The following is a 22,733-nucleotide window of genomic DNA, read 5'->3' as shown; positions in this document are numbered from 1 at the left end:
ATTTGAAAAGGAATTTTTATGCAAAGCACGCCACAAATCCAGGCCGATTACGCCAACCTCAAGCCTAAATGGCAGGAGCGTTTCGCTTTCTTCGATCAGCATGGAGGGCCACGTGAAACGAGTTACAAAGCTGCTTTTCGCGCCTTGCCGTTTCGCAAGAAACTGTTGATCAACAACAATTTCCTCGGATTCTTCTTTGGCCCGATCTACTGGTTCGTCCTGGGCATGTGGAAGAAGAACCTGGTCATGCTGGCCATCATTATGGGCATCGGGCTGCTTGAAGGCGTTTACGAGGCTGCCACGGGTAATGCGGTGCCTCGGGCGCTGGACCAGGGCATCAGTGTGGCCTTTGCCGTGCTGTATGGCATGTTGACCAATTATGCCTATTACCTGAAACAGACCAAAGGGGAGCAGGGCTGGAACCCGTTTCAGGGGCATCGGTTCATCTGATCGCTGCCGGTGATCAGCGGGGGAAGGGTCAGGATTGCATCCGGGCTGAGAGGGGCCTGTCTTTAGTGCTGCGCCCCTCTCCCAATCACTTCGGATAAAGCGGCGGCAAGCTCCCCGGCTCACCCGAAGGCAACAACACCTGTTCCGCCGGTGGAATCGTGCCAATCGCCCGCCACAAATCCTCCCCCTGCCAATACTGCCCACTCTCGCTGTAAAGCGCCCCGTTCAACCCATCCAGCGCATCCGACAGCGGCACGAACCGCGCCGCCATCTCCGCCAAGGTCTCCGGCTGCTGCCGCGCCCAGGCGTCGAGTGCCTGGCGGGTGGCCTGTGGGTCGTTGGCCTGGCAGGCGCGCTTGAGGTCGTCCAGCAGGGTGCGTGGGCTTGGGCCGGTCTGCGCGGCGCGCAGTACCGCTGGTTGCGAGCGGGCGCGCCACCACAGGGTAAAACCGAGCGCCGTGGTGAGGGCGAAAATCACGGTGCAGAGTTGCCAAGGCCAGAGCAGATGGCTGGCGCTGCCGGCATCGCCTACCGGGGTGTCGGCGCTCAGGGCAGGGTTGTCCTGCACGTTCAGGTTACGCGCCGGCAGGCTGCTGTGCTCCAGATGGTCCTCGCGGGTATTCCACCAGGTGACTTCCAGCGCCGGCAGGGCAAGTTCGCCGCTGTGGGTGGGCACCAGTGCCTCGCGCTCCTCGCGGTTGGCGGTCATGCCGCGCTCGCTGATTTCGTTGCGCAGCAGCGGTTGGTCCGGGTAGCGGCGCAGCCCGGCGATTTCCGTGGCGGGCAATTGCGGCAACTGGGTGCTGGACAGCCCTTCGGCGCGCAGCGTGATGCTGCGGGTCAGCGAATCGCCTATCTGGGTTTGCTGCCTGCCTGGGTCGGGGTTCCAGTGCTCCTCCAGGGTCAGGCTGCGGGCTGGCAACCACGGTTCGGCCGCGGGCCAGGCGGCGGGGATCGGGCGTACGGTCAGGCGCAGCGGCAGCGACCTGACCTGTACCTGGCGAGCGGTGCGTGCAGTGCCCTCAGGCTGCTGAGCGTTATCGGCGGCGGTGGCGGTGAACGTGAGCGGCGCGATTTCCAGGGTGCCGCTGTGCTGCGGATAGAGTGCGTAGCGTGTCTCGATCACCCCGTGGCGTACGCCGTTGATGTCCTTCTCATAGGTGCGTGAGTCACCCAGCGGCTCGACCTTGGCGTTTTCCAGCTGCAGCGGGCTCAGGCTGCTGTCATCGTACAGCGACACCGAATGGTAGATGCGCAGGGTCAGCACGGCCTGGGCCTGGACATAGACCTCGTTGCTGTCCAGCGTGGCTTCGACGAATATCTGGGACGCAGTATCCGGGCGGCTGGCGTCGGCCTGCAGCACCTGCAGATCGATGGCCTGGCTGTGTGACTGGCCCAGTTGCAGCTCAGGAATACGCAGGCTGCCGCTACGCCTTGGCAGCAGGGTAATGATCCAGCGGGTGCTGGCGCGGGTCTCGCCGTCGAGGGTATGCAGGCTGTTCAACTGGCGCGTGCCGCGCACTTCGAAGTCGCCGTCCAGGGCGCGCAGGTCGGGCTTGCCGAACTGGGTCACATCCTGGCTTTCGAGGGTCAGTTCCAAAGTTTCGCCGGCGCCCAGGCGAGTGCGATCGACGCTGGCCTGCAGGGTCGGCTCGGCCTGGGCCAGAAGGGCCCAGAAGAGGCTGAAGAGAAAGACGCCGAGGCGACTCATCGTGGGGTTTCCTGATGCAATTGCTGTTCATACCAGAATTTGCGGCGTAGCAGCTGCGCCGGGTTGTCGGGGATTTCCCGCAGCCATTGTTCCAGGGCCTGGCGTTGCTCGGCGTCCAGGCTGGTGGAAACCGGCCGCTTGGGCGGCTGGGTGATGCTGTCATCGTCGCCACCCTGGTTTCCGGGAGTGGCCTGGCTGTTGTTGCTGTCTTGGCCGGGCTGTTCGGCGTTGGCCGGTTCATTGTTGCCGGGCGTGCCCTGCGCCGGGCTGCTGGCCGAGCTGCTGTTGCCCTCGGTCTCGCTGCCGGGTGTGCCTTGGGCATCGTCTTTGGCCGGTTGTTCCTCGGCCTGTGCTTCGCGTTGCTGCAACAGCTGCTGGATCAGTGCCTGGTTATCCAGCGCCGGCTTGAAATCGGGCTGGCGTTCGAGGGCTTGCTCATAGGCATCCAGGGCGGCTTCCAACTCGCCGCTGCGGGCCAGGGCATTGCCTCGATTGTAGTGGGCCGCTGTCGTATTGCCTTGGGCAAAGGCCTTGGCGGCCGCGGCGTAGTCGCCGGCCTGGTACAGCGCCATGCCGCGCCATTGCGGGTCCTGGAAGTGCCGGGCGGCGTCCGCCGGGCGGTTCTGTTCAAGCAGGCGCTGGCCCTGCTGGTCGGGGCGCAACCACAGGTCATTGAACTCCAAGGCCTGGCTTGGCTGCGGCAGGGCCAGCAGCAGCGGCAGGCAGAACAGCCAGCCGCGCCGACCCGCGCAGGCGGCCAGCAGTAACAGGGGGATCAACAGCCAGTAGCCTTGGTCGGCCCAGCTGTCGAGTTGCACGTTCTGGCCGTCATTGCGCAGGATGCGCGGGTTGTCGTACAGGCCCAGGCCACGCAGGTCGAGGTCGTCGATGCGGGCATGACGGTAGCGTCCGCCGGTGCTGTTGATAAACGCCCTGAGGCCGCCGCTGTCCAGGCGCGGTACCAGAATGGCACCTTGCTCGTCCTTGAGGAACTCGCCGTTGGCCTGGCGCACCGGAGCCCCGTCGCTGGTGCCGACTCCGAGCATCAACAGGCTCGGGCCCTGGCGGCCCAGGGCCTGGACGATGCCTTGGCGTTCCGGGCCGCTCAATGCCGAACCGATCAGCAACAGACGGCCTTGGCCCAGGCCGCTCTGCGCCAGCAGGGCCAGGCCTTTTTGCACGGCCAGGTCGGCGCGTTGGCCGGGCTGCGGCATGATCGAAGGGTCGATGGCCTCGAGCAGGTTGCGCGTGGTGCTCAGGTCGTCGGACAGCGGCACCAAGGTGTGTGCGCTGCCTGCGTAGACGATCAGGGCGGTCTGGCTGTCGCGGCGGTGTTCGAGCAGGTCCAGGATCTTGCGCCGAGCCTGCTGCAGCCGGTTGGGCGGGGTGTCCTCGGCAAGCATCTGCGGCGTCAGTTCGAGCAGGATCACTAGCGGGTCGGCCGGGCGTTGGCGGGATTCCTCCACGCGCTGCCAGCTCGGCCCGAGCAGCGCCAGAACGACCAGCAACCAGGCAAGGCCGAGGGCCACCCAGGGCAGTTTGCTGTTGCTGCCACTGCCGCCACCGAGCAGCACCGGGTGGAATGCCTTGGGCAGGATCATCTGCCAGCGCCCGGCGCGCTTGCGCCGGTGCCACAGCTTGAACAGCAGCCAGGCGAGCAGCGGCACTACCAGCAGCCACAGGGGGCGCAACCATTGCGGCCACAGATCGATCATCGCCGCTTCCTCAAGCGCAGCCGTTTAAGGCGCTCACGCCATTGCGGGTGGGGCTGCAGGAAGCGCGGTTTGCGCAGGCCCCGTTGCAGCAGGTTGTCTGGCCATTGCACCGCCACCACCAGCAGCACGCTGAGCAGTAAGGCCAGGGCCAATGGCCAGGCATACAGGGCCTTGGCCGTGCGCGCCTGGGTCGGCTGCTGGGCGACGGGTTCGAGCTGATCCAGGGTATCGCCGATGGCGTCCAGTTCGGCACCGTCGTGGGCGCGGAAGTACGCGCCGCGGGTCAGCTCGGCGATTTCCTTGAGCGAGGCTTCGTCCAGGTCCAGGCTTGGGTTGAGCCCGAGCAGGCCAGGTGTACCGCTGGCCTCGGGGTTGGCGCCGATGCCGATGGTGTAGATGCGCACGCCTTCCTGGGCGGCCAGGCGGGCGGCGGTCAATGGGTGGATCTGCCCGCCATTGTTGGCGCCGTCGGTAATCAGCACCAGCACGCGGCTTTGCGCAGGGCGCTGGCGCAGGCGTTTGACCGCAAGGCCAATGGCGTCACCGATGGCGGTGTTTTTGCCAGCTATGCCGATTTGCGCTTCGTCGAGGAAGGTACGCACAGTGCGCCGGTCAAAGGTCAGCGGTGCCTGCAGGTAGGCCTGGCTGCCAAACAGAATCAGGCCGACGCGGTCGCCTTCGCGGTCCTGCAGGAAGTCGCCCATCAATGCCTTGACCAGGTCGAGGCGGCTGACTTCGTCGTCCTTCCACTGCATGTCGGGGAAGTCCATGGAGCCGGACACATCCACTGCAACCATCAGGTCACGGCCACTGGCGGCCACCGGTAACGGGTCGCCCAGCCATTGCGGGCGGGCAGCGGCGAGCAACAGCAGCAGCCAGATCACCACGAACGGCGCCTGCTGGCGCCAGGTTGGCAGGTTCAGGCGCGCACGCCGGCCGGCCAGGCCTTCCAGCTCGTGGAGAAAGCCCACCTTGAGCACCGGCTCGCCGCTGTCAGCGGCGGGCAGCACCAGGCGCGCCAGCCACGGCAGCGGCAGCAGCACGAAGATCCACGGCCAGGCCAGTTCAAACATGTTTGCGAATCCAGGTTTCGACGGCCTGGCTGAGCCCGACGATGGCCTTGTCGTCGAGCTTGCACTCGGGCTTGTACGCGCCCTCGACCAATACCATCCAGCGGGTCAGGCCGGCGGCCGGGCAGCGGTTGTCGAGGAACGCCAGCCACTGGCGGCCGTTGAGCGTATGGCTGTTGGCCCCGGGGTAATGGTTGCGGCACAGGCGTTTGAGCAAGGCGTTGATCTGCTGCAACCAGGCCCCGGCCGGCGCGCCGTCGTAGGGGCGGGGTAGGCGGGCAAGTTCGGCCAGCGCCTCTAGGCGCACCGGGTCGAGCGGCTGTTCGGCACGCACCACCCGGCGCTTGCCCGGGCGCCAGCGCCGCAGCCGCCAAAGGCCCCAGGCCAGCAGTGGCAGCAAGGCGAGCAGCAGCCACCAGCCTGGTGCCGGTGGCCACAGGCCAATCGCCGAGGGTGCGATCAGCGGCTGCAGCTGATCCAGCGGATTCATTTACTGCTCCCTGGGCGCTGGGCATTGAGGTATTCGCGCAACTGTTCGATCATTTCGCTTTGGGTGCTCAGTGGCATCAGCACCACGCGCAGCTTTTGCGCCATCAAGTCCCAGCGTTCGATACGCGCTTCGGCCTGCTGACGGTAGGCCTGGCGCAGGTTGGTGTCCAGCGTGTCTAGCTCCAGCTGCGCACCGCGCTGGGAAAAACGCAGCAGGCCAGCAGCAGGCAAGGCATGGTCGAGCGGGTCGGAGACCGGCATCAGCAGCAGGTCGCAATGGCGCGAGAGCATCGCCAGGTGCTGTTCAGCCTGGGCGCTGAGCGAGCGCTCGTCGCAAATGACGATGGCCAGGCTGCCTGGGCGCAGTACTTCACGTGCGCGGCGCAAAGCCAGGCCCAGGCTGTCAGCGTGGGGCGCGGCTTCGGTGTGCAGCGCCTGGTTGACCTTCGCCATACGGTTGAGCAACTGCAGCAGGCTTTGCTTGCTGCGCCGCGGCTTGATTTCGTGGTGCTCATCATCGCCGAACACCAACCCGCCGATACGGTCGTTGTGGCCCAGCGCAGCCCAACCGAACAGCGCCGCAGCCTGGGCCGCGAGCACTGACTTGAACATCAGCCCCGAGCCGAAGAACAGTCGCTGGCTTTGCTCGACGAGGATGAAGATCGGCCGCTCGCGTTCTTCATGGAACAGCTTGGTATGCGGCTCTTGGGTGCGTGCGGTGACCCGCCAGTCGATGTTGCGTACGTCGTCACCGGCCTGGTAGACGCGCACTTGGTCGAAGTCCACGCCGCGCCCGCGCAGCTTTGAGTGGTGCAGACCGACCAGCGGGCTGCGCTGGCCAGGCCGGGAGAACAACTGGATCTCGCGCACCCGGTGGCGCATGTCGATCAGCTCGGCGAGGCCGATGCGGATGCCGGGTTCGGCCTGCTGAGCGGTGGGCATCGGCTCAGGCAACGGCGACGACGTCAAGGATGCGCTGGACCACGCGGTCCTGGTCGATCCCTGCCGCTTCGGCTTCGAAGGAGAGGATGATGCGGTGGCGCAGCACGTCGAACAGCACGGCCTGGATGTCCTCGGGGCTGACGAAGTCGCGCCCGGCCAGCCAGGCATGCGCCCGCGCACAACGATCCAGGGCGATGGAGCCGCGTGGGCTGGCGCCATAGGCGATCCAGTCGGCCAGCTCGGTATCGAACTTGGCCGGTGTGCGCGTGGCCATGACCAGTTGCACCAGGTATTCCTCCACCGCGTCGGCCATGTACAGGCCAAGGATTTCCTTGCGTGCGGCAAAGATGGCCTGCTGGCTGACACGCCGTTCAGGCTTGACTTCGCCACCCAGCGCTTCACCGCGGGCCTGGGCCAGAATGCGTCGCTCCACCGCCGCATCGGGGAAGCCGATCTTCACGTGCATCAGGAAACGGTCGAGCTGGGCCTCCGGCAGCGGGTAGGTGCCTTCCTGCTCGATCGGGTTTTGCGTGGCCATGACCAGAAACAGCGGCGACAGGTCATAGGTACTGCGCCCGACACTGACCTGGCGTTCGGCCATCGCCTCGAGCAACGCCGACTGCACCTTGGCCGGTGCCCGGTTGATTTCGTCAGCCAGCACCAGGTTGTGGAAGATCGGCCCCTGCTGGAACACGAAGCTGCCGGTTTCCGGGCGGTAGATTTCTGTGCCGGTAATGTCGGCCGGGAGCAGATCAGGGGTGAACTGGATGCGATGGAACTGCGCTTCGACACCTTCGGCCAGCTCTTTGATGGCCTTGGTCTTGGCCAGGCCCGGGGCGCCCTCGACCAGCATGTGGCCGTCGGCCAGCAGCACGATCAACAGCCGCTCGACCAGTTTTTCCTGGCCTAGGATCTGGGAGGAAAGAAAGGTGCGTAGCGCGATCAGCGCTTCACGGTGTTCCATCGGCGGCGGTTCCTGGGATTGGGCCAGGGCGGGCGCGGAGCGCGACGGACCTGGCAGGGGTGGATACTTTAATCTATCCGGGGGGTGGCGACCAATTACGCCCCGGTTTTTTATGCGCATTGAAGCGGTGGAATATCCGCGTGCGTTTCAGGTGTTCTCCGATTCCCGGTGGCGGTGATCTGTCGCTTGCTTGTGCTCTTCGAATCATGAAGGAGCATGATGATGAGCAAGCAGTACGGTATACCTGCCCCGGTCACCCTGCGGGTGGGCGTTTTTTTCGATGGCACCGGCAACAATCAGGGCAACGCTGCACCCTTGGCTTCCACCGGCCGCGCTTGCGCAGGGGGTAGTTACGCCAATGCCCGCAGTAACATTGCCCTGCTGCACGCGCTTTATCCCTCCGGGCCTGTGCAAGGTCAGGTTCATTTCAGCGTTTATGTGGAAGGTATCGGTACAACACACGGTGCGCCTGACTCGTCCTTCGCCCAGGCGACGGGGCGTGGAAGCGCGGGGGTGGCGGCCCGGGTAGATCAGGCGCTGGTGGAGGTTGGCAGGCAGCTGCGCGATTATCGGGCTGAGCATCCGCAGGTTGTACCCAAGTGCATCGAATTCGACCTGTTCGGTTTCAGTCGAGGTGCTGCGGCGGCCAGGCATCTGGCCAATCGGCTGGGCAAGGAGGAGGCGGGCTTGCCGGCTGAGCTGCACGGGCCCCGGGCGATCAATTTCATTGGTCTGTTCGATACGGTGGCGGCAATCGTTGCACCTTTGCAAGGCAGCTTCGACCCTGCCAGCGATCAATACGGCGGTTTGCGTCTCGGGCTGGACACACTTGTCGCCCGGCAGGTGGTGCAACTGGTGGCCGGCGATGAGCAGCGCCACAACTTCCCGCTGGTGCGCAGCGACAACGACATAGTCGTGCCGGGTGTGCACTCGAATATCGGTGGCGGTTATCGTGAGCACATGCGTGAGCAGGTTCTTTTGTGCAAACCGCAGTCGAGCCGGGTCGCGCGGACGACGCCGGCCGAATGCACAAGCGCCCATGCGGCGGTCAATGGGCTGCTGACCTCGACTTTTGCCGGCCTGGTCGATCCGCGGCCAACGCTGCTCAGCTGGGAGGTGCCGATCGAAGGCAGCCGAGCCAGGCGTGATGACCCGGAAAAGCAGGTGTATGCCGCTGTGTACCGAGAACGTGAAGTCAGTGGCCACCTGTCACGTGTCTACCTCAGCATCATGCGTGAACTGGCCGTGCGCGGTGGCGTACCGTTCGCTCCCTTGGGCAGTGACGATGCGCATCACCTGCCGGCAGAGTTGCTGCCTGTCAGCCGCAAACTGCATGAGTTTGCCCTCGGGCAATGTGCGCAACTGCGCCTGACGCCCCAGGAACGAGCGTTGCTGCAGGCAAAGTATGTGCACACATCGGCGCACTGGAACGCAGTGAAAGGGCTGGATAACAGTGCGCTGGACGCGTTTTACATCGACCGGCCGGGCAAGGCGGGCAGGGTGCTGCACAAGAACCCGGTTGGCTGATGCGGGTGCCGGCCTGCCCACCATTATCGATGTGCAGGCCGGCCCGGGTCAGTTTTTCGAACTGGAGTGCTTGCGGCCTTGGTCACACAAGGCAAACACCACCACCAGCACACCGGAAACCGCCAGGATCAAAGCCACGCCGTCGGTGGAGTGGGTCGCCGAGTTCGCCACCAAGGCAAGGCCGCCCAGGGGCGCCAGGCCGCCGGCCACTGCAGTGCCAATCTCGCGCCCGGTGCCGAAACCGGAAGAGCGCGTCTGGGTCGGGAACTGCCGGCTAAGGAACGAGCCCTGGGGGGCGAACATCATTGGCGCGAGGAGGCCGGTGCCGATGGCAATGGCCACATAGATCAGTGTTGGCTCACCGCTGCTCAGCAACTGCAAGAATGGATAAGCAAACAGCGCCGACAGCACGCCGCCGAGCATCAACACGGTCTTGCTGCTCCAGCGGTCGCACAGCCAGCCGAAGAACGGTACGGCAAAGATCGCCACCAGGCTGGCGATGGTCACCGACAGGGAGGTGACATGTGCCTCGACACCTTTGAACTGAGTCAGGTATGCCAGCGAGAACGTCTTGAATATGTAGCTCAGAGCGTTGTAGCCGATGGCCACGAAAAACACCACGGCCAAGCCTTTGAGATCGTTCCTGAACAGCAGTTTCAGCGGTGACTCCTGCGGTTTGGCATCGGCCTTGTCGAGTTCTTTGAAGTCCGGTGTCTCAGGAATGCTCTTACGCACCCAAAGGCCGATCGCCACCAGGGCGATGCTGGCGATGAACGGAATGCGCCAGCCACCGGCGAGGAGAAACTCGTTGCCGTTCATGGTCAGCAGGTAAACGGTCAGCGACGACAGCAGCAAGCCCAGGTTGAGCCCCAGTGCTGGCCAAGCGCCCTGGCTGCCGCGCTTGCCTTCGCTGGCATGTTCGTAGGAGGTGACGGCCGCCCCGGACAGCTCTGCACCGGCGCCCAGGCCCTGGATGATGCGGATCACTACCAGCAGAATCGGTGCCCAGATACCGATCGAGGCGTAGCTGGGGATCAGACCGATCAGCGCGGTGCACACACCCATCATGCAGAACGTGATAACCAGTACATGCTTGCGGCCGAAGCGGTCGCCCAGGTAGCCAAACAGAACCCCGCCGAATGGGCGCGCGACAAAACCGATGGCAAACGTGGAGAACGCCAGCAGTGAAGCCACTGCCGGGTTGCTGGCATCGAAGAAAATCTTCGAGAACACGATCGCCGCCATGGTCGCGTAGAGGTAGAAGTCATACCACTCCAGCATCGAACCGAAGATGGTTGCCGCCGCCACCTTGCGCAGGCGCTTGCGTTTCTGTGCTGGTGTCTCGCTCGCGGCCGGGGCCGCCTCGTGTACCGACATCTGATGTTCCTTATTGTCTTTGTAGTTGGGGTGTGCAGCAGGGTTCAGCTGGCCTTGAGGATCTTTTCAGCGATCATCTGGCCGATGGGGATCGCCGAGGTGGCAGCCGGTGACGGTGCATTGCAGACATGCACCATGCGCGGGGTCTCGGCGAACAGAAAATCGTGGACCAAGGTGCCGTCGCGCATCACGGCCTGGGCACGGATGCCTGCCTCGAAGGGCAGCAGGTCGCCGGCCTGCAGCGACGGGCAGTACTTGCGGCACTGCTCCAGGTAGCCGTGCTTGAACAGCGAGTTCTTCATCTCGGTGGTGCCGGAGCCGAGGTTGTTCCAGATCGTTTTCCAGAACCCAGGGAAGCGCACGTACTCGGCCACATCGCGCCAGTTCACCGCGAACTTGCGGTAGTTTTCCCGGCCAAAACCCAGCACGGCGTTGGGGCCGACGGTGACACTGCCGTCGATCATGCGCGTCAGGTGTACACCGAGGAACGGTAGCTGTGGGTCAGGAATCGGGTAGATAAGGTGGTTGACGATCTGGTTCTTGCTGGCTGGCAGGCGATAGTACTCACCGCGGAATGGGATTATCTGGTGGTCGATCTTTACCCCGGCCAGGCGCGCCAGGCGGTCGGATTGCAGGCCGGCGCAGGCGACCAGCTGGCGGGCATGCCAGGTCTGGCTGTGATCGCACACTTCGACATGATCGCCAAACTCGCGGATGGCCTGCACGGTGGTGGCCAGGCGCACTTCGCCGCCGGCCTGCTCGATGACCTTGGCCATGGCATCGCACACCTGCTTGTAGTCGACGATGCCGGTGGCATCGACGAACAGCGCACCAAGGCCTGCGATATTGGGTTCGCGGCGCCTGAGTTCACTGGCGTCCAACCGCTCGACCTTCAGCCCGTTGAGCTGTGAACGCTCGTACAGCGCCTGCATGCGCTGCATTTCCAGCGGGTTGGACGCCACCAGCAGTTTGCCGCAGACATCGAAGGCAATGCCGTGCTCGCGGCAAAAATCCTTGGTCGCCAGGGCTCCACGCTTGCACAACTCGGCCTTGAGGCTACCCGGGGCATAGTAAATGCCCGCATGGATCACCCCACTGTTGTGGCCCGTCTGGTGGCGGCCGAGGCTGGACTCCTTTTCCAGTATCAGCAATGACGCCCCGGGGCGTTGTTGGAGCAGGGCCATCGCGGTGGCCAGGCCGACGATGCCGCCGCCGATGATGCAGTAGTCGTATGTCATGCAGGGGTACCTTGGGATTCTTGTCGGTGGATCTGCTTATCAGGTTGTCAGACTAATGAATGCGTAAAAAAAGAGCTTGCCGGGTCGCAGCAAGCTCTGGGTATCAGTCGAGTGCAGGTAGTTCTATTTTCAGGCGTTTGGCAGAGGCGCGCAGATGCGCTTCGGCACACGCCGCAGCCCTTTGGCGGTCACCGTCGGCGATGGCCTGATAAAGCGCTTGGTGTTCGCGATTGGCTTCGGCCGAGCCGCCCACCGAATGGGCTGCGGAGTTTTCCCAGGCGGTGCGCCGTGCATTGGCCAACTGGCCGCCGAGAAAGTCATGGAAGGCCACGAAGTAATCGTTCTTGCTGGCTTCGGCGATGGCCCTGTGGAAGGCCACATCAGCTGCCGAGGCAGTGGCGAAGTCGCTGCGTTTGTCGAGCATCTCCTGCAGGGCCTGGGCCATGTTCGCCAGATCGTGTTCGTCACGTCGGCGCGCGGCGATGGCCGCTGCCTGGGTTTCGATCCACAGGCGCATTTCGAACATCTGCACCAGGTCGGGTTTGCGACCGGTACTGCCGGGGAAGCGGAACACCGTGCCCCCGGGGGTTTTCGAGATATAGGAGCCAAGCCCGCGGCGGGCGATCAGCACGCCATCGGCCTTGAGCTGCGCTACCGCTTCGCGCACTACCGAGCGGCTGACGTTCAGTTGTTCAGCCAGTTGCTGTTCAGTGGGCAGGCGCGCTTCGGCGGCCAGGCGACCGGAATCGATTTCTGCACGGATGGCGCTGACAACCCGTTCGACCAGAGTGTCGGGGCGCTGGAGTTCTAGCATGGAAGCGATTGCCTAGTGGTCAGGTTGTCAGACAATGCCTGTAGCGGGTATGGGATGTCAATCGTTTCGATCAGGTGTGCGTTGCCAGGCATGGCCCTCGCACCGGTGAGCCGTCTCGCGCAGAGAAGCCACCGCTCCGCGGTTGGACGGCCGCGTCAGGCAGGCTTTCAGAGCTCGCTGACGAAGGTCCCTGTCCCCTCCAGAATGTTGCGCAAGGTCAGTTCGACCTCTTCCAGGTCAGTCCCTGCCGATGTCAGCACGATCTCCAGCGTTTCGTCACCCTTCAACGCATCTCGATCCCCGGCCGCCACTTCGATCAGCAGGCGCTTTGCGCTCAGGGTCACCTTCAGGCCATCGAGCGTCGACGGTTCATCGTCCAGGGTCAGGTCCACGGTGTCCTCATCCGGGTAGCGGGTGAGCAGGAACATCTGCCCCTTGTCGCTGTGGCAGCACAAGGTCGCCATGTTGTCTTCCTCGTCATCGCAAGGGGTGGCGAACAGCAGGGCGGTGTTGATTTGCATGAAGGCGGCTCGGGTCAATGGAAACGAAAGTGAATTCTGACAGCCTTGGGGGCATCGATAAACGTAAAGTTTCCCCCCCTTGACCGAAATTGTCGCAGCGCTGCAAGCGGTAATGACCGATCAGTCGTTAAGCTTCCGCGAGCCCTGAACATTACCGTCCGGCTTGCCACGGGTTGGCTATCGTTGATCCGTGATCGTCGGATGTACGCGACGCTTCAATTATTACAAAGCCCAAGCGGAGTACCACAGATGGCGTTCTTCACCGCAGCCAGCAAAGCCGACTTCCAGCATCAACTGCAAGCGGCCCTGGCGCAGCACATCAGCGAGCAGTCACTGCCACAAGTGGCGCTGTTCGCCGAACAGTTCTTCGGCATCATTTCCATGGACGAGCTCACCCAGCGCAGGCTGTCGGACCTGGCCGGCTGTACCCTTTCCGCCTGGCGCATCATCGAGCGCTTCGACCCCGCGCATCCGCAGGTGCGGGTGTACAACCCCGATTACGAGCGCAATGGCTGGCAGTCGACCCACACCGTGGTCGAGGTGCTGCACGATGACCTGCCGTTCTTGGTGGATTCGGTACGTACCGAGCTCAACCGCCGCGGCTATAGCATTCACACGCTGCAGACCACGGTGCTGAGCGTGCGTCGTGACGCCAAGGGCAATCTGCTCGAGCTGTTGCCCAAGGGTACCCAGGGCGAGGGTGTGTGCCATGAATCGCTGATGTACCTGGAGATCGACCGCTGCGCCAACGCTGCCGAATTGACGGTGCTCACCCGCGAAATCGAGCAGGTGCTGGCCGAGGTGCGGGTGGCGGTGGCCGATTTCGAGCCGATGAAAGCCAAGCTGCAGGAAGTCATGGCGCAGGTGGAGCAAACCGCGTTTGCGCCAGCGCACCACGAAAAGGGTGAGGTCAAGGCGTTCCTCGAGTGGCTGCTGGACAACCACTTCACCTTCCTCGGTTATGAAGAATTCACCGTGCAGGCCGACAGCGCCGGCGGCCAGATGGTCTACGACGAGCAGTCGTTCCTGGGCTTGCCGCGCCGCTTGCGTGTGGGCCTGACGCCTGAAGAGCTGCGTATCGAAGACTACGCGGTGGCTTACCTTGCAGAGCCGCTGCTGTTGTCGTTCGCCAAGGCTGCACTGCCCAGCCGGGTCCACCGCCCGGCCTACCCGGATTACGTCTCGATCCGCCAGCTGGACGCCGATGGCAAGGTGCTCAAGGAACACCGCTTCATGGGCCTTTACACCTCGTCGGTGTACGGCGAGAGCGTGCACGCCATTCCATACATCCGGGTCAAGGTCGCCGAGGTCGAGCGCCGCTCCGGCTTCGACGCCAAGGCACACCTGGGCAAGGAACTGGCCCAGGTACTCGAAGTGCTGCCACGCGACGATCTGTTCCAGACCCCGGTCGACGAGCTGTTCAGCACGGTGATGTCGATCGTGCAGATCCAGGAGCGCAACAAGATCCGTGTGTTCCTGCGCAAGGACCCGTACGGGCGCTTCTGCTACTGCCTGGCCTACGTGCCACGGGAAATCTACTCCACCGAAGTGCGGCAGAAGATCCAGCAGGTGCTGATGGAGCGCCTGAAGGCCAGCGACTGCGAGTTCTGGACGTTCTTCTCCGAATCGGTGCTGGCACGCGTGCAGCTGATTTTGCGCGTCGATCCGAAGAACCGTATCGCCATCGACCCGCAGCAACTGGAAAACGAAGTGATCCAGGCCTGCCGCTCGTGGCATGACGACTACGCCGCGCTGGTGGTGGAGAACTTCGGTGAAGCCCAGGGCACCAATATTCTCGCCGATTTCCCCAAAGGTTTCCCGGCCGGCTACCGTGAGCGCTTTGCCGCCCATTCTGCGGTGGTCGACCTGCAACATGTGCTGGCCCTGTCCGAAAGCAAGCCGCTGGCGATGAGCTTCTACCAGCCGCTGACGCGTCTGGGCGAACGCTTGCTGCACTGCAAGCTGTACCACGCGGACACGCCATTGGCGTTGTCGGACGTGCTGCCGATCCTGGAAAACCTTGGCCTGCGTGTGCTGGGCGAGTTCCCCTATCGCTTGCGCCACGCCAGTGGTCGTGAATACTGGATCCACGATTTCGCCTTCACTTACAGCGAAGGCTTGAGCCTGGACATCCAGCAACTCAACGACGTGCTCCAGGACGCGTTCATCCATATCGTCCAGGGCGATGCCGAGAATGACGCGTTCAACCGCCTGGTGCTCACCGCCGGCCTGCCATGGCGCGACGTGGCGCTGCTGCGCGCCTATGCCCGCTACCTCAAGCAGATCCGCCTGGGCTTCGACCTTGGCTACATCGCCAGCACGCTGAACAACCACACCGACATCGCCCGTGAGCTGACCCGGTTGTTCAAGACCCGCTTCTACCTGGCGCGCAAGCTCACTGCCGATGACCTGGACGACAAGCAGCAACGCCTGGAACAAGCCATCCTCAGCGCCCTGGACGATGTCCAGGTGCTCAACGAGGACCGCATCCTGCGCCGCTACCTGGACCTGATCAAGGCCACCCTGCGCACCAACTTCTACCAGCCTGATGCCAACGGCCAGAGCAAGTCGTACTTCAGCTTCAAGTTCAACCCCAAGCTGATCCCCGAGCTGCCCAAACCGGTACCCAAGTTCGAGATCTTCGTCTATTCGCCAAGGGTCGAGGGTGTGCACCTGCGCTTCGGCAATGTGGCACGCGGTGGCCTGCGCTGGTCGGACCGTGAAGAGGACTTCCGTACCGAGGTGCTTGGGCTGGTCAAAGCCCAGCAGGTGAAGAACTCGGTGATCGTGCCCGTCGGTGCCAAGGGCGGCTTCCTGCCACGGCGTTTGCCGCTGGGCGGCACGCGTGACGAAATCGCCGCCGAAGGCGTGGCCTGCTACCGCATATTCATCTCGGGCCTGCTCGACATTACCGACAACCTCAAGGACGGCGGCGTGGTGCCACCGGCCAACGTGGTGCGTCACGATGACGATGACCCGTACCTGGTGGTGGCGGCCGACAAGGGCACCGCGACCTTCTCCGACATCGCCAACGGCATCGCCATCGATTACGGCTTCTGGCTGGGCGATGCCTTCGCCTCGGGTGGCTCTGCCGGCTACGACCACAAGAAGATGGGCATTACCGCCCGTGGTGCCTGGGTGGGCGTGCAGCGCCACTTCCGCGAGCGCGGCATCAATGTGCAGCAGGACCCGATCACCGTCATCGGCGTCGGTGACATGGCCGGTGACGTGTTCGGCAACGGCCTGCTGATGTCCGACAAGCTGCAACTGGTAGCGGCGTTCAACCACCTGCACATCTTCATCGACCCGAACCCGGACCCGGCCAGCAGCTTCGCCGAGCGCCAGCGGCTGTTCGACTTGCCGCGTTCGGCCTGGAGCGATTACGACACCAGCATCATGTCCGAAGGCGGCGGGATCTTCCCGCGCAGTGCCAAGAGCATCGCCATCACGCCGCAAATGAAGGAACGCTTCGCCATCGAGGCCGACCGGCTGACACCGACCGAGCTGCTGCATGCATTGCTCAAGGCACCGGTAGACCTGCTGTGGAACGGGGGCATCGGTACCTACGTCAAGGCCAGCAGCGAAAGCCACGCCGATGTCGGCGACAAGGCCAATGACGCGTTGCGGGTCAACGGCAACGAACTGCGCTGCAAGGTGGTGGGCGAGGGCGGCAACCTCGGCATGACCCAGCTCGGCCGTGTCGAGTTCGGCCTCAACGGCGGTGCCACCAATACCGACTTCATCGACAACGCCGGTGGGGTGGACTGCTCCGACCACGAGGTCAACATCAAGATCCTGCTCAACGAAGTGGTGCAGGGTGGCGACATGACCGAGAAGCAGCGCAACCAGCTGCTTGGCAGCATGACCGATGAAGTGGGCGGGCTGGTGCTTGGCAACAACTACAAGCAGACCCAGGCGCTTTCGTTGGCGGCGCGTCGCGCCCGCGAGCGGATCGCCGAGTACAAGCGCCTGATGGCCGACCTCGAGAGCCGTGGCAAGCTGGACCGTGCCATCGAGTTCCTGCCGACCGAGGAGCAGTTGGCCGATCGCCTGGCGGCCGGCCAGGGCCTGACCCGTGCCGAGCTGTCAGTGCTGATTTCCTACAGCAAGATCGACCTCAAGGAGCAGTTGCTCAAGTCGCTGGTGCCGGACGATGACTACCTGACCCGCGACATGGAAACCGCCTTCCCGCCGTCGCTGGTCAGCAAGTTCGGCGAAGCCATGCGCCGCCACCGCCTCAAGCGCGAGATCGTCAGTACCCAGATCGCCAACGACCTGGTCAACAACATGGGCATCACCTTCGTCCAGCGGCTGAAAGAGTCGACCGGCATGAGCCCGGCCAATGTTGCCGGGGCCTATGTGATCGTGCGTGACATCTTCCATCTGCCGCACTGGTTCCGCCAGATAGAGGCGTTGGACTACCAGGTGCCGGCGGAAATCCAGCTGACCCTGATGGACGAGCTGATGCGTCTGGGGCGCCGCGCGACCCGCTGGTTCCTGCGCAGCCGGCGCAACGAGCAGGATGCCGGGCGCGACACCGCGCACTTCGGGCCGAAAATCGCCCAGTTGGGGCTCAAGCTCGACGAACTGCTGGAGGGCCCGACCCGCGAACGCTGGATGGTCCGCTATCAGAGCTTCGTCGATGCCGGCGTGCCGGAGTTGCTCGCACGCATGGTGGCAGGCACCAGCCACCTGTACACGTTGCTGCCGATCATCGAGGCGGCAGACGTGACCGGGCATGAGCCGGCCCAGGTGGCCAAGGCGTTCTTCGCCGTGGGCAGTGCGCTGGACTTGACCTGGTACTTGCAGGAAATCAGCAACCTGCCGGTGGAGAACAACTGGCAGGCCCTGGCCCGCGAGGCGTTCCGCGACGATATCGACCTGCAGCAACGGGCCATCACCATCTCGGTGCTGCAGATGGTCGATGCCCCGCAAGACATGGATGCCCGCGTGGCGCTGTGGGCCGAGCAACATCGGGTAATGGTCGAGCGCTGGCGTGCCATGCTCGACGACCTGCGCAATGCGACGGGTACCGACTATGCGATGTACGCGGTGGCCAACCGCGAGCTGGTCGACCTGGCGATGAGCGGGCAGGCGGTGGCGGTGCCGTCCTGATCGGACAGCTGAAATGAAAAAGCCCCGGCAGTGATGCCGGGGCTTTTTCATGCTGGCGCCCGCCTTACGGATGATCGGCCCCCAGGTAGGAGCAGCCTTGTGTCGCGAAAGGGTCGCGTAGCGGCCCCGGCAATATCAGCCTGATGCATGAATTGCGGGGGCGCTGCGCACCCCTTTCGCGACACAAGGCCGCTCCTACGGGGCCGTGTGTTATTTGAACCGCCGCTCCACGCCTTTTTCCACCAGGATTTTTGCCGATATCTCCTCCACCGAAAAATGCGTGGAGTTGATGTTGGGGATGTTCTCCCGCCGGAACAGGCTCTCGACCTCGCGTACCTCGAACTCGCACTGGGCAAAGCTCGAATAACGGCTGTTGGGCTTGCGCTCGTGGCGGATGGCGGTCAGGCGGTCGGGGTCGATGGTCAGGCCGAACAGCTTGTTGTGATGCTTCTTGAGCACCGCCGGCAGCTGCAGGCGCTCCATGTCGTCTTCGGTGAGCGGGTAGTTGGCCGCGCGAATGCCGAACTGCATCGCCATGTACAGGCAGGTCGGGGTCTTGCCGCAACGCGATACGCCGACCAGGATCAGGTCGGCCTTGTCGTAATAATGGGTGCGCGCGCCGTCGTCGTTGTCGAGCGCGAAATTCACCGCCTCGATGCGCTCCATGTAGTTGGAATTACCGCCAATGGAGTGGGACTTGCCGACGGAATACGACGAATGGGCAGTCAATTCCTGCTCGAGCGGGGATAAAAACGTCGAAAAGATGTCGATCATGAAGCCGTTCGACGTCGCCAGGATCTCGCGGATGTCCTGATTGACGATGGTGTCGAAGATGATCGGGCGCATGCCGTCGCGCTCGGCGGCGGCATTGATTTGCTGCACCATCGTGCGCGCCTTGTCCGGCGTGTCGATGTACGGACGGGTGAATTTGTTGAATGGAATGCTATCGAATTGCGCGAGCAGGCTTTGGCCCAGGGTTTCGGCAGTGATGCCGGTGCCATCGGAGATGAAGAACGCGGTTCGTTTCATTTGCGATCTGGGCCTTAAGCTGATGACGTTTCTTGGATATGATAAGTTCGGTTTGCCGAATGCGGCTGTCGGCATTCTCACTTATTTTCCAGGTACAGGCCACAAGCGTCCGGCCCAGTCAAAAGGCAGGCGGGCGCCCTTGAGCTTTTCCAATACAGTTAGTGGAGAGATCACCTTGGTAGAGTACGTAGTTTCCCTCGATAAGCTCGGCGTCCATGATGTGGAGCATGTGGGGGGCAAGAACGCATCCCTGGGCGAGATGATCAGTAACCTCGCCGGTGCCGGCGTGTCGGTGCCGGGCGGCTTTGCCACTACGGCTCAGGCGTACCGTGATTTTCTCGAGCAAAGCGGGCTGAACGACCGCATTCACGCCGCGCTCGACGCGCTGGATGTCGATGACATCAATGCCCTGACCAAGACCGGCGCGCAGATTCGCCAGTGGGTCATGGAGGCCGAGTTCCCGGCTCGACTGGATTCGGAAATCCGTACGGCCTTTGCCGAGATGGCCGCTGGCAACGACAACATGGCCGTCGCCGTGCGTTCCTCGGCCACCGCTGAAGACCTGCCGGATGCCTCTTTTGCCGGCCAGCAGGAAACCTTCCTCAACATCCGTGGCGTCGATAACGTGATCCGCGCGGCCAAGGAAGTGTTCGCCTCGCTGTTCAACGACCGCGCCATCGCCTACCGCGTGCACCAGGGCTTCGACCACAAGCTGGTGGCCCTGTCGGCCGGCGTGCAGCGCATGGTCCGCTCTGAAACCGGCACCGCCGGTGTCATGTTCACCCTCGACACCGAGTCGGGTTTCCGCGATGTGGTATTCATTACCGGCGCCTACGGCCTGGGCGAAACCGTGGTGCAGGGTGCGGTCAACCCTGACGAGTTCTACGTACACAAAAACACCCTGCAGGCCGGCCGCCCGGCCATCCTGCGCCGCAACCTGGGCAGCAAGGCGATCAAGATGATCTACGGCGACGAGGCCAAGGCCGGTCGCTCGGTCAAGACCGTCGAAGTCGACCGTGCCGAACGTGCGCGCTTCTGCCTGACCGACGCCGAGGTCAGCGAGCTGGCCAAGCAGGCCATGATCATCGAGCAGCACTACCAGCGCCCGATGGACATCGAATGGGCCAAGGACGGTGACGACGGCAAGCTCTACATCGTGCAGGCCCGCCCTGAAACCGTGAAAAGCCGCGCCAGCGCCAATGTCATGGAGCGTTACCTGCTCAAGGAGAAGGGCACCGTACTGGTTGAAGGCCGTGCGATCGGCCAGCGCATCGGCGCGGGCAAGGTCCGCGTGATCAAGGACGTGTCCGAGATGGACAAGGTGCAGCCGGGCGACGTGCTGGTCTCCGACATGACAGACCCGGACTGGGAGCCGGTGATGAAGCGCGCCAGCGCCATCGTCACCAACCGCGGTGGGCGTACCTGCCACGCGGCGATCATCGCCCGCGAGCTGGGTATTCCGGCAGTGGTAGGTTGTGGCAACGCCACCCAGCTGCTCAAGGATGGCCAGGGCGTGACCGTGTCCTGCGCCGAAGGCGATACCGGCTTCATTTTTGAAGGTGAACTGGGCTTTGACGTCAAGCAGAACTCGGTCGATGCCATGCCCGACCTGCCGTTCAAGATCATGATGAACGTCGGCAACCCGGACCGCGCCTTCGATTTCGCCCAGCTGCCCAACGCCGGTGTCGGCCTGGCGCGCCTTGAGTTCATCATCAACCGCATGATCGGCGTGCACCCCAAGGCGCTGCTGAACTACGCCGGCCTGCCGCCGGAGCTCAAAGAAAGCGTCGACAAGCGCATCGCCGGTTACAACGACCCGGTCGGCTTCTATGTCGAGAAGCTGGTCGAGGGCATCAGCACCCTGGCGGCGGCCTTCTACCCGAAAAAGGTCATCGTGCGCCTGTCGGACTTCAAGTCCAACGAGTACGCCAACCTGATCGGCGGCAAACTGTACGAGCCGGAAGAAGAAAACCCGATGCTGGGCTTCCGCGGTGCTTCGCGCTATATCAGCGAGTCGTTCCGTGACTGCTTCGAGCTTGAATGCCGTGCACTGAAGCGCGTGCGTAACGAGATGGGCCTGACCAACGTCGAGATCATGGTGCCGTTCGTGCGCACCTTGGGCGAAGCCAGCCAAGTGGTCGACCTGCTGGCTGAAAACGGCCTGGCCCGTGGCGACAATGGCCTGCGCGTGATCATGATGTGCGAGCTGCCGTCCAACGCCATCCTGGCTGAGGAGTTCCTCGAGTACTTCGACGGCTTCTCCATCGGTTCCAACGACCTTACCCAGCTGACCCTGGGCCTGGACCGCGACTCGGGTATCATCGCCCACCTGTTCGACGAGCGTAACCCGGCGGTGAAGAAGCTGTTGGCCAATGCCATCCAGGCGTGCAACAAGGCTGGCAAGTACATCGGTATTTGCGGTCAGGGCCCGTCGGACCACCCGGACCTCGCCAAGTGGCTGATGGAGCAAGGCATCGAAAGCGTGTCGCTGAACCCCGACTCGGTACTCGAGACCTGGTTCTTCCTGGCCGAGGGCCAGGGCGCGGTCTGATAGATGAAATGCGGGGGCGCGTCTGGCGTGCCCCCGCCTGGTTTTTTCCAGGGCGAGTTCCAGTGATGGATCCCGCCCTTTTTTGTGCATCAAGCAACCTTATGCAAAGCAGCAGTGTTCTATTCCCCGTGGCCTTGCTCAGTGCCGAGCGCCGCGGTGATCTCAGTGAAGACGTCTACCGGATCAAGGCCGGCAACAGCCCTGACCCCAGCGTCGAACTGGCCGTGACCCGCCTGGGGCTGGCCGACCAGGGTGGCGCCCAAGGCGTGCCGGTTATTCTCCTGCATGGCAGTTTCTCCAATCGGCGTTTCTGGTATTCGCCCAAGGGCATTGGCCTGGGGGCTTACCTGGCACGTGCGGGCTTCGATGTCTGGATCCCGGAAATGCGTGGCCACGGGTTGTCGCCGCGCAACCACAAGTGGCGGCACAACCGGGTCGCTGATTATGCCCGCTATGACTTGCCGCTGATCGCGGCCTTCGTTGAAGAACAGTCCGGTTCAGCCCCCCACTGGATAGGCCATTCGCTTGGCGGTACCACCTTGGCGGCAGCGCTTGGCGGTGGTTTTCTGCAGTCCGGGCAGGTCGCCAGTGCCGCGTTTTTCGGTACCCAGATCAGCCGGGTGTACTGGCCGTTGAAGGTGCCACCCCTGACCTGGGGCGCAAAGCTGCTGCTCAGGCGTTGGGGGCAGATTTCCGGCCCGCGCTTCAAGCGCGGGCCTGAGGATGAGCCGATAGGCCTGGCGCTGGAAAGCATGCGTTGGCACGGCCTGTTTGGCCGTTTTGGTGACGAGGACAGTGACTGGTGGGCGGGGCTTGCCGAGGTGGATGTGCCGGTGCTGGCAGTGGCTGGCGCGGGAGACTTCCAGGACCCGGTGTGGGCTTGTCGCAAGCTGTTCGATCAGTTGGGTGGCGAGCGCAAGCAGTTCCTCAGGCTGGGGCGCGAGGAAGGCTTCGAGGCGTTCGGGCATGTCGACATGCTGGTGAGCAAGGCGGCGCAGGCGCAGGTGTGGCCATTGGTGCAACGCTGGTTGCGCCAGCCGTTGCTGCCGGTGCATGGGGCGACCGTGGTTACGGAGCCAGTCACGGTCAGCTGATTTTCTGCTGGGTGTCGTGGCCCGCTTGGGCTACGACAGGCGAAATACAGATGACCGAGCAGTCCCGGATGACTGCGACTGCCTCCCCGGTGTAGCCTTGGCAGACACCCGCTTTCGTTGTGACTG

Annotated in this window: 16 protein-coding genes; 5 read left to right on the top strand and 11 right to left on the bottom strand. The window is 63.5% G+C overall.

The window, feature by feature from the left end:
- The first annotated feature begins 18 nt into the window (after window positions 1-18).
- On the top strand, window positions 19-450 hold the full coding sequence (locus tag IWW33_RS03560; protein WP_046786507.1) for a DUF2628 domain-containing protein: 432 nt from the start codon (window positions 19-21) through the stop codon (window positions 448-450).
- An 85-nt stretch (window positions 451-535) separates the two neighbouring features.
- Here IWW33_RS03560 and IWW33_RS03555 read toward each other — a convergent pair whose 3' ends face one another.
- From IWW33_RS03555 to IWW33_RS03530, 6 genes are read right to left on the bottom strand one after another with little or no spacing between them, the layout of a single operon-like run.
- A complete protein-coding gene (locus IWW33_RS03555; RefSeq protein WP_119688549.1) occupies window positions 536-2,161 on the bottom strand; it encodes a BatD family protein in 1,626 nt (541 codons plus the stop codon).
- A complete protein-coding gene (locus tag IWW33_RS03550) occupies window positions 2,158-3,876 on the bottom strand; it encodes a tetratricopeptide repeat protein (protein ID WP_174141800.1) in 1,719 nt (572 codons plus the stop codon). Before IWW33_RS03550 ends, IWW33_RS03555 begins: the two co-directional genes overlap by 4 nt.
- Window positions 3,873-4,949, bottom strand: a complete 1,077-nt coding sequence (locus IWW33_RS03545) for a VWA domain-containing protein (protein WP_174141799.1) — start codon at window positions 4,947-4,949, stop codon at window positions 3,873-3,875. Before IWW33_RS03545 ends, IWW33_RS03550 begins: the two co-directional genes overlap by 4 nt.
- The gene (locus tag IWW33_RS03540; protein WP_046786503.1) at window positions 4,942-5,436 is read right to left on the bottom strand and encodes a DUF4381 domain-containing protein; all 495 of its coding nucleotides are present in this window, start codon (window positions 5,434-5,436) and stop codon (window positions 4,942-4,944) included. Before IWW33_RS03540 ends, IWW33_RS03545 begins: the two co-directional genes overlap by 8 nt.
- Window positions 5,433-6,377 carry a DUF58 domain-containing protein gene (locus IWW33_RS03535; RefSeq protein ID WP_046786502.1) on the bottom strand — a complete coding sequence of 315 codons (945 nt, stop codon included), beginning with the start codon at window positions 6,375-6,377 and terminating at the stop codon, window positions 5,433-5,435. Before IWW33_RS03535 ends, IWW33_RS03540 begins: the two co-directional genes overlap by 4 nt.
- Before the next feature lie 4 nt (window positions 6,378-6,381).
- Window positions 6,382-7,341, bottom strand: a complete 960-nt coding sequence (locus IWW33_RS03530; protein ID WP_012313500.1) for a MoxR family ATPase — start codon at window positions 7,339-7,341, stop codon at window positions 6,382-6,384.
- A 219-nt stretch (window positions 7,342-7,560) separates the two neighbouring features.
- Here IWW33_RS03530 and IWW33_RS03525 point away from each other — a divergent pair, with 219 nt between their 5' ends.
- Complete coding sequence (locus tag IWW33_RS03525) at window positions 7,561-8,868, top strand: DUF2235 domain-containing protein (RefSeq protein WP_174141797.1); 1,308 nt, start codon at window positions 7,561-7,563, stop codon at window positions 8,866-8,868.
- Between the two features lie 48 nt (window positions 8,869-8,916).
- On the opposite strand, the gene IWW33_RS03520 is transcribed toward IWW33_RS03525, so the two are convergent.
- From IWW33_RS03520 to IWW33_RS03505, 4 genes are all read right to left on the bottom strand, one after another.
- Window positions 8,917-10,245 (bottom strand): MFS transporter, encoded by a 1,329-nt coding sequence (locus IWW33_RS03520; RefSeq protein ID WP_012313502.1) that lies wholly within the window; start codon window positions 10,243-10,245, stop codon window positions 8,917-8,919.
- Window positions 10,246-10,289: 44 nt separating this feature from the next.
- On the bottom strand, window positions 10,290-11,483 hold the full coding sequence (gene lhgO, locus IWW33_RS03515; RefSeq protein ID WP_115275431.1) for an L-2-hydroxyglutarate oxidase: 1,194 nt from the start codon (window positions 11,481-11,483) through the stop codon (window positions 10,290-10,292).
- Window positions 11,484-11,586: 103 nt separating this feature from the next.
- Window positions 11,587-12,297, bottom strand: coding sequence for a FadR/GntR family transcriptional regulator (locus IWW33_RS03510; RefSeq protein ID WP_012313504.1), 711 nt, complete (start codon window positions 12,295-12,297; stop codon window positions 11,587-11,589).
- A 167-nt stretch (window positions 12,298-12,464) separates the two neighbouring features.
- A complete protein-coding gene (locus IWW33_RS03505; protein ID WP_012313505.1) occupies window positions 12,465-12,818 on the bottom strand; it encodes a hypothetical protein in 354 nt (117 codons plus the stop codon).
- 249 nt (window positions 12,819-13,067) lie between these two features.
- Here IWW33_RS03505 and IWW33_RS03500 point away from each other — a divergent pair, with 249 nt between their 5' ends.
- Window positions 13,068-17,933 (top strand): NAD-glutamate dehydrogenase, encoded by a 4,866-nt coding sequence (locus IWW33_RS03500; RefSeq protein ID WP_046786499.1) that lies wholly within the window; start codon window positions 13,068-13,070, stop codon window positions 17,931-17,933.
- 210 nt (window positions 17,934-18,143) lie between these two features.
- Here IWW33_RS03500 and IWW33_RS03495 read toward each other — a convergent pair whose 3' ends face one another.
- Window positions 18,144-18,962 (bottom strand): pyruvate, water dikinase regulatory protein, encoded by an 819-nt coding sequence (locus tag IWW33_RS03495; RefSeq protein ID WP_012313507.1) that lies wholly within the window; start codon window positions 18,960-18,962, stop codon window positions 18,144-18,146.
- Window positions 18,963-19,137: 175 nt separating this feature from the next.
- Here IWW33_RS03495 and ppsA point away from each other — a divergent pair, with 175 nt between their 5' ends.
- Together ppsA and IWW33_RS03485 are read left to right on the top strand one after the other, a co-directional pair.
- The gene (gene ppsA, locus IWW33_RS03490; protein WP_012313508.1) at window positions 19,138-21,513 is read left to right on the top strand and encodes a phosphoenolpyruvate synthase; all 2,376 of its coding nucleotides are present in this window, start codon (window positions 19,138-19,140) and stop codon (window positions 21,511-21,513) included.
- Between the two features lie 101 nt (window positions 21,514-21,614).
- Window positions 21,615-22,607 (top strand): alpha/beta fold hydrolase, encoded by a 993-nt coding sequence (locus tag IWW33_RS03485; protein ID WP_223255122.1) that lies wholly within the window; start codon window positions 21,615-21,617, stop codon window positions 22,605-22,607.
- The last annotated feature ends 126 nt before the right edge of the window (window positions 22,608-22,733 follow it).

Source organism: Pseudomonas sp. M2 (assembly GCF_015751845.1).
In the GTDB taxonomy this organism is placed as follows: Bacteria; Pseudomonadota; Gammaproteobacteria; order Pseudomonadales; family Pseudomonadaceae; genus Aquipseudomonas; species Aquipseudomonas putida_E.
This window is presented reverse-complemented; position numbering and strand designations above follow the sequence as displayed.

What these genes read in the sequence shown, in the direction of transcription:
- IWW33_RS03550 (WP_174141800.1), bottom strand. Translation starts at nt 3,876, where the DNA reads ATGATCGATCTGTGGCCGCAATGGTTGCGCCCCCTGTGGCTGCTGGTA.
- IWW33_RS03535 (WP_046786502.1), bottom strand. Translation starts at nt 6,377, where the DNA reads ATGCCCACCGCTCAGCAGGCCGAACCCGGCATCCGCATCGGCCTCGCC.
- IWW33_RS03530 (WP_012313500.1), bottom strand. Translation starts at nt 7,341, where the DNA reads ATGGAACACCGTGAAGCGCTGATCGCGCTACGCACCTTTCTTTCCTCC.
- IWW33_RS03485 (WP_223255122.1), top strand. Translation starts at nt 21,615, where the DNA reads ATGCAAAGCAGCAGTGTTCTATTCCCCGTGGCCTTGCTCAGTGCCGAG.
- IWW33_RS03505 (WP_012313505.1), bottom strand. Translation starts at nt 12,818, where the DNA reads ATGCAAATCAACACCGCCCTGCTGTTCGCCACCCCTTGCGATGACGAG.
- IWW33_RS03520 (WP_012313502.1), bottom strand. Translation starts at nt 10,245, where the DNA reads ATGTCGGTACACGAGGCGGCCCCGGCCGCGAGCGAGACACCAGCACAG.
- IWW33_RS03525 (WP_174141797.1), top strand. Translation starts at nt 7,561, where the DNA reads ATGATGAGCAAGCAGTACGGTATACCTGCCCCGGTCACCCTGCGGGTG.
- IWW33_RS03540 (WP_046786503.1), bottom strand. Translation starts at nt 5,436, where the DNA reads ATGAATCCGCTGGATCAGCTGCAGCCGCTGATCGCACCCTCGGCGATT.
- IWW33_RS03495 (WP_012313507.1), bottom strand. Translation starts at nt 18,962, where the DNA reads ATGAAACGAACCGCGTTCTTCATCTCCGATGGCACCGGCATCACTGCC.
- lhgO (WP_115275431.1), bottom strand. Translation starts at nt 11,483, where the DNA reads ATGACATACGACTACTGCATCATCGGCGGCGGCATCGTCGGCCTGGCC.
- IWW33_RS03510 (WP_012313504.1), bottom strand. Translation starts at nt 12,297, where the DNA reads ATGCTAGAACTCCAGCGCCCCGACACTCTGGTCGAACGGGTTGTCAGC.
- IWW33_RS03555 (WP_119688549.1), bottom strand. Translation starts at nt 2,161, where the DNA reads ATGAGTCGCCTCGGCGTCTTTCTCTTCAGCCTCTTCTGGGCCCTTCTG.
- IWW33_RS03560 (WP_046786507.1), top strand. Translation starts at nt 19, where the DNA reads ATGCAAAGCACGCCACAAATCCAGGCCGATTACGCCAACCTCAAGCCT.
- IWW33_RS03500 (WP_046786499.1), top strand. Translation starts at nt 13,068, where the DNA reads ATGGCGTTCTTCACCGCAGCCAGCAAAGCCGACTTCCAGCATCAACTG.
- IWW33_RS03545 (WP_174141799.1), bottom strand. Translation starts at nt 4,949, where the DNA reads ATGTTTGAACTGGCCTGGCCGTGGATCTTCGTGCTGCTGCCGCTGCCG.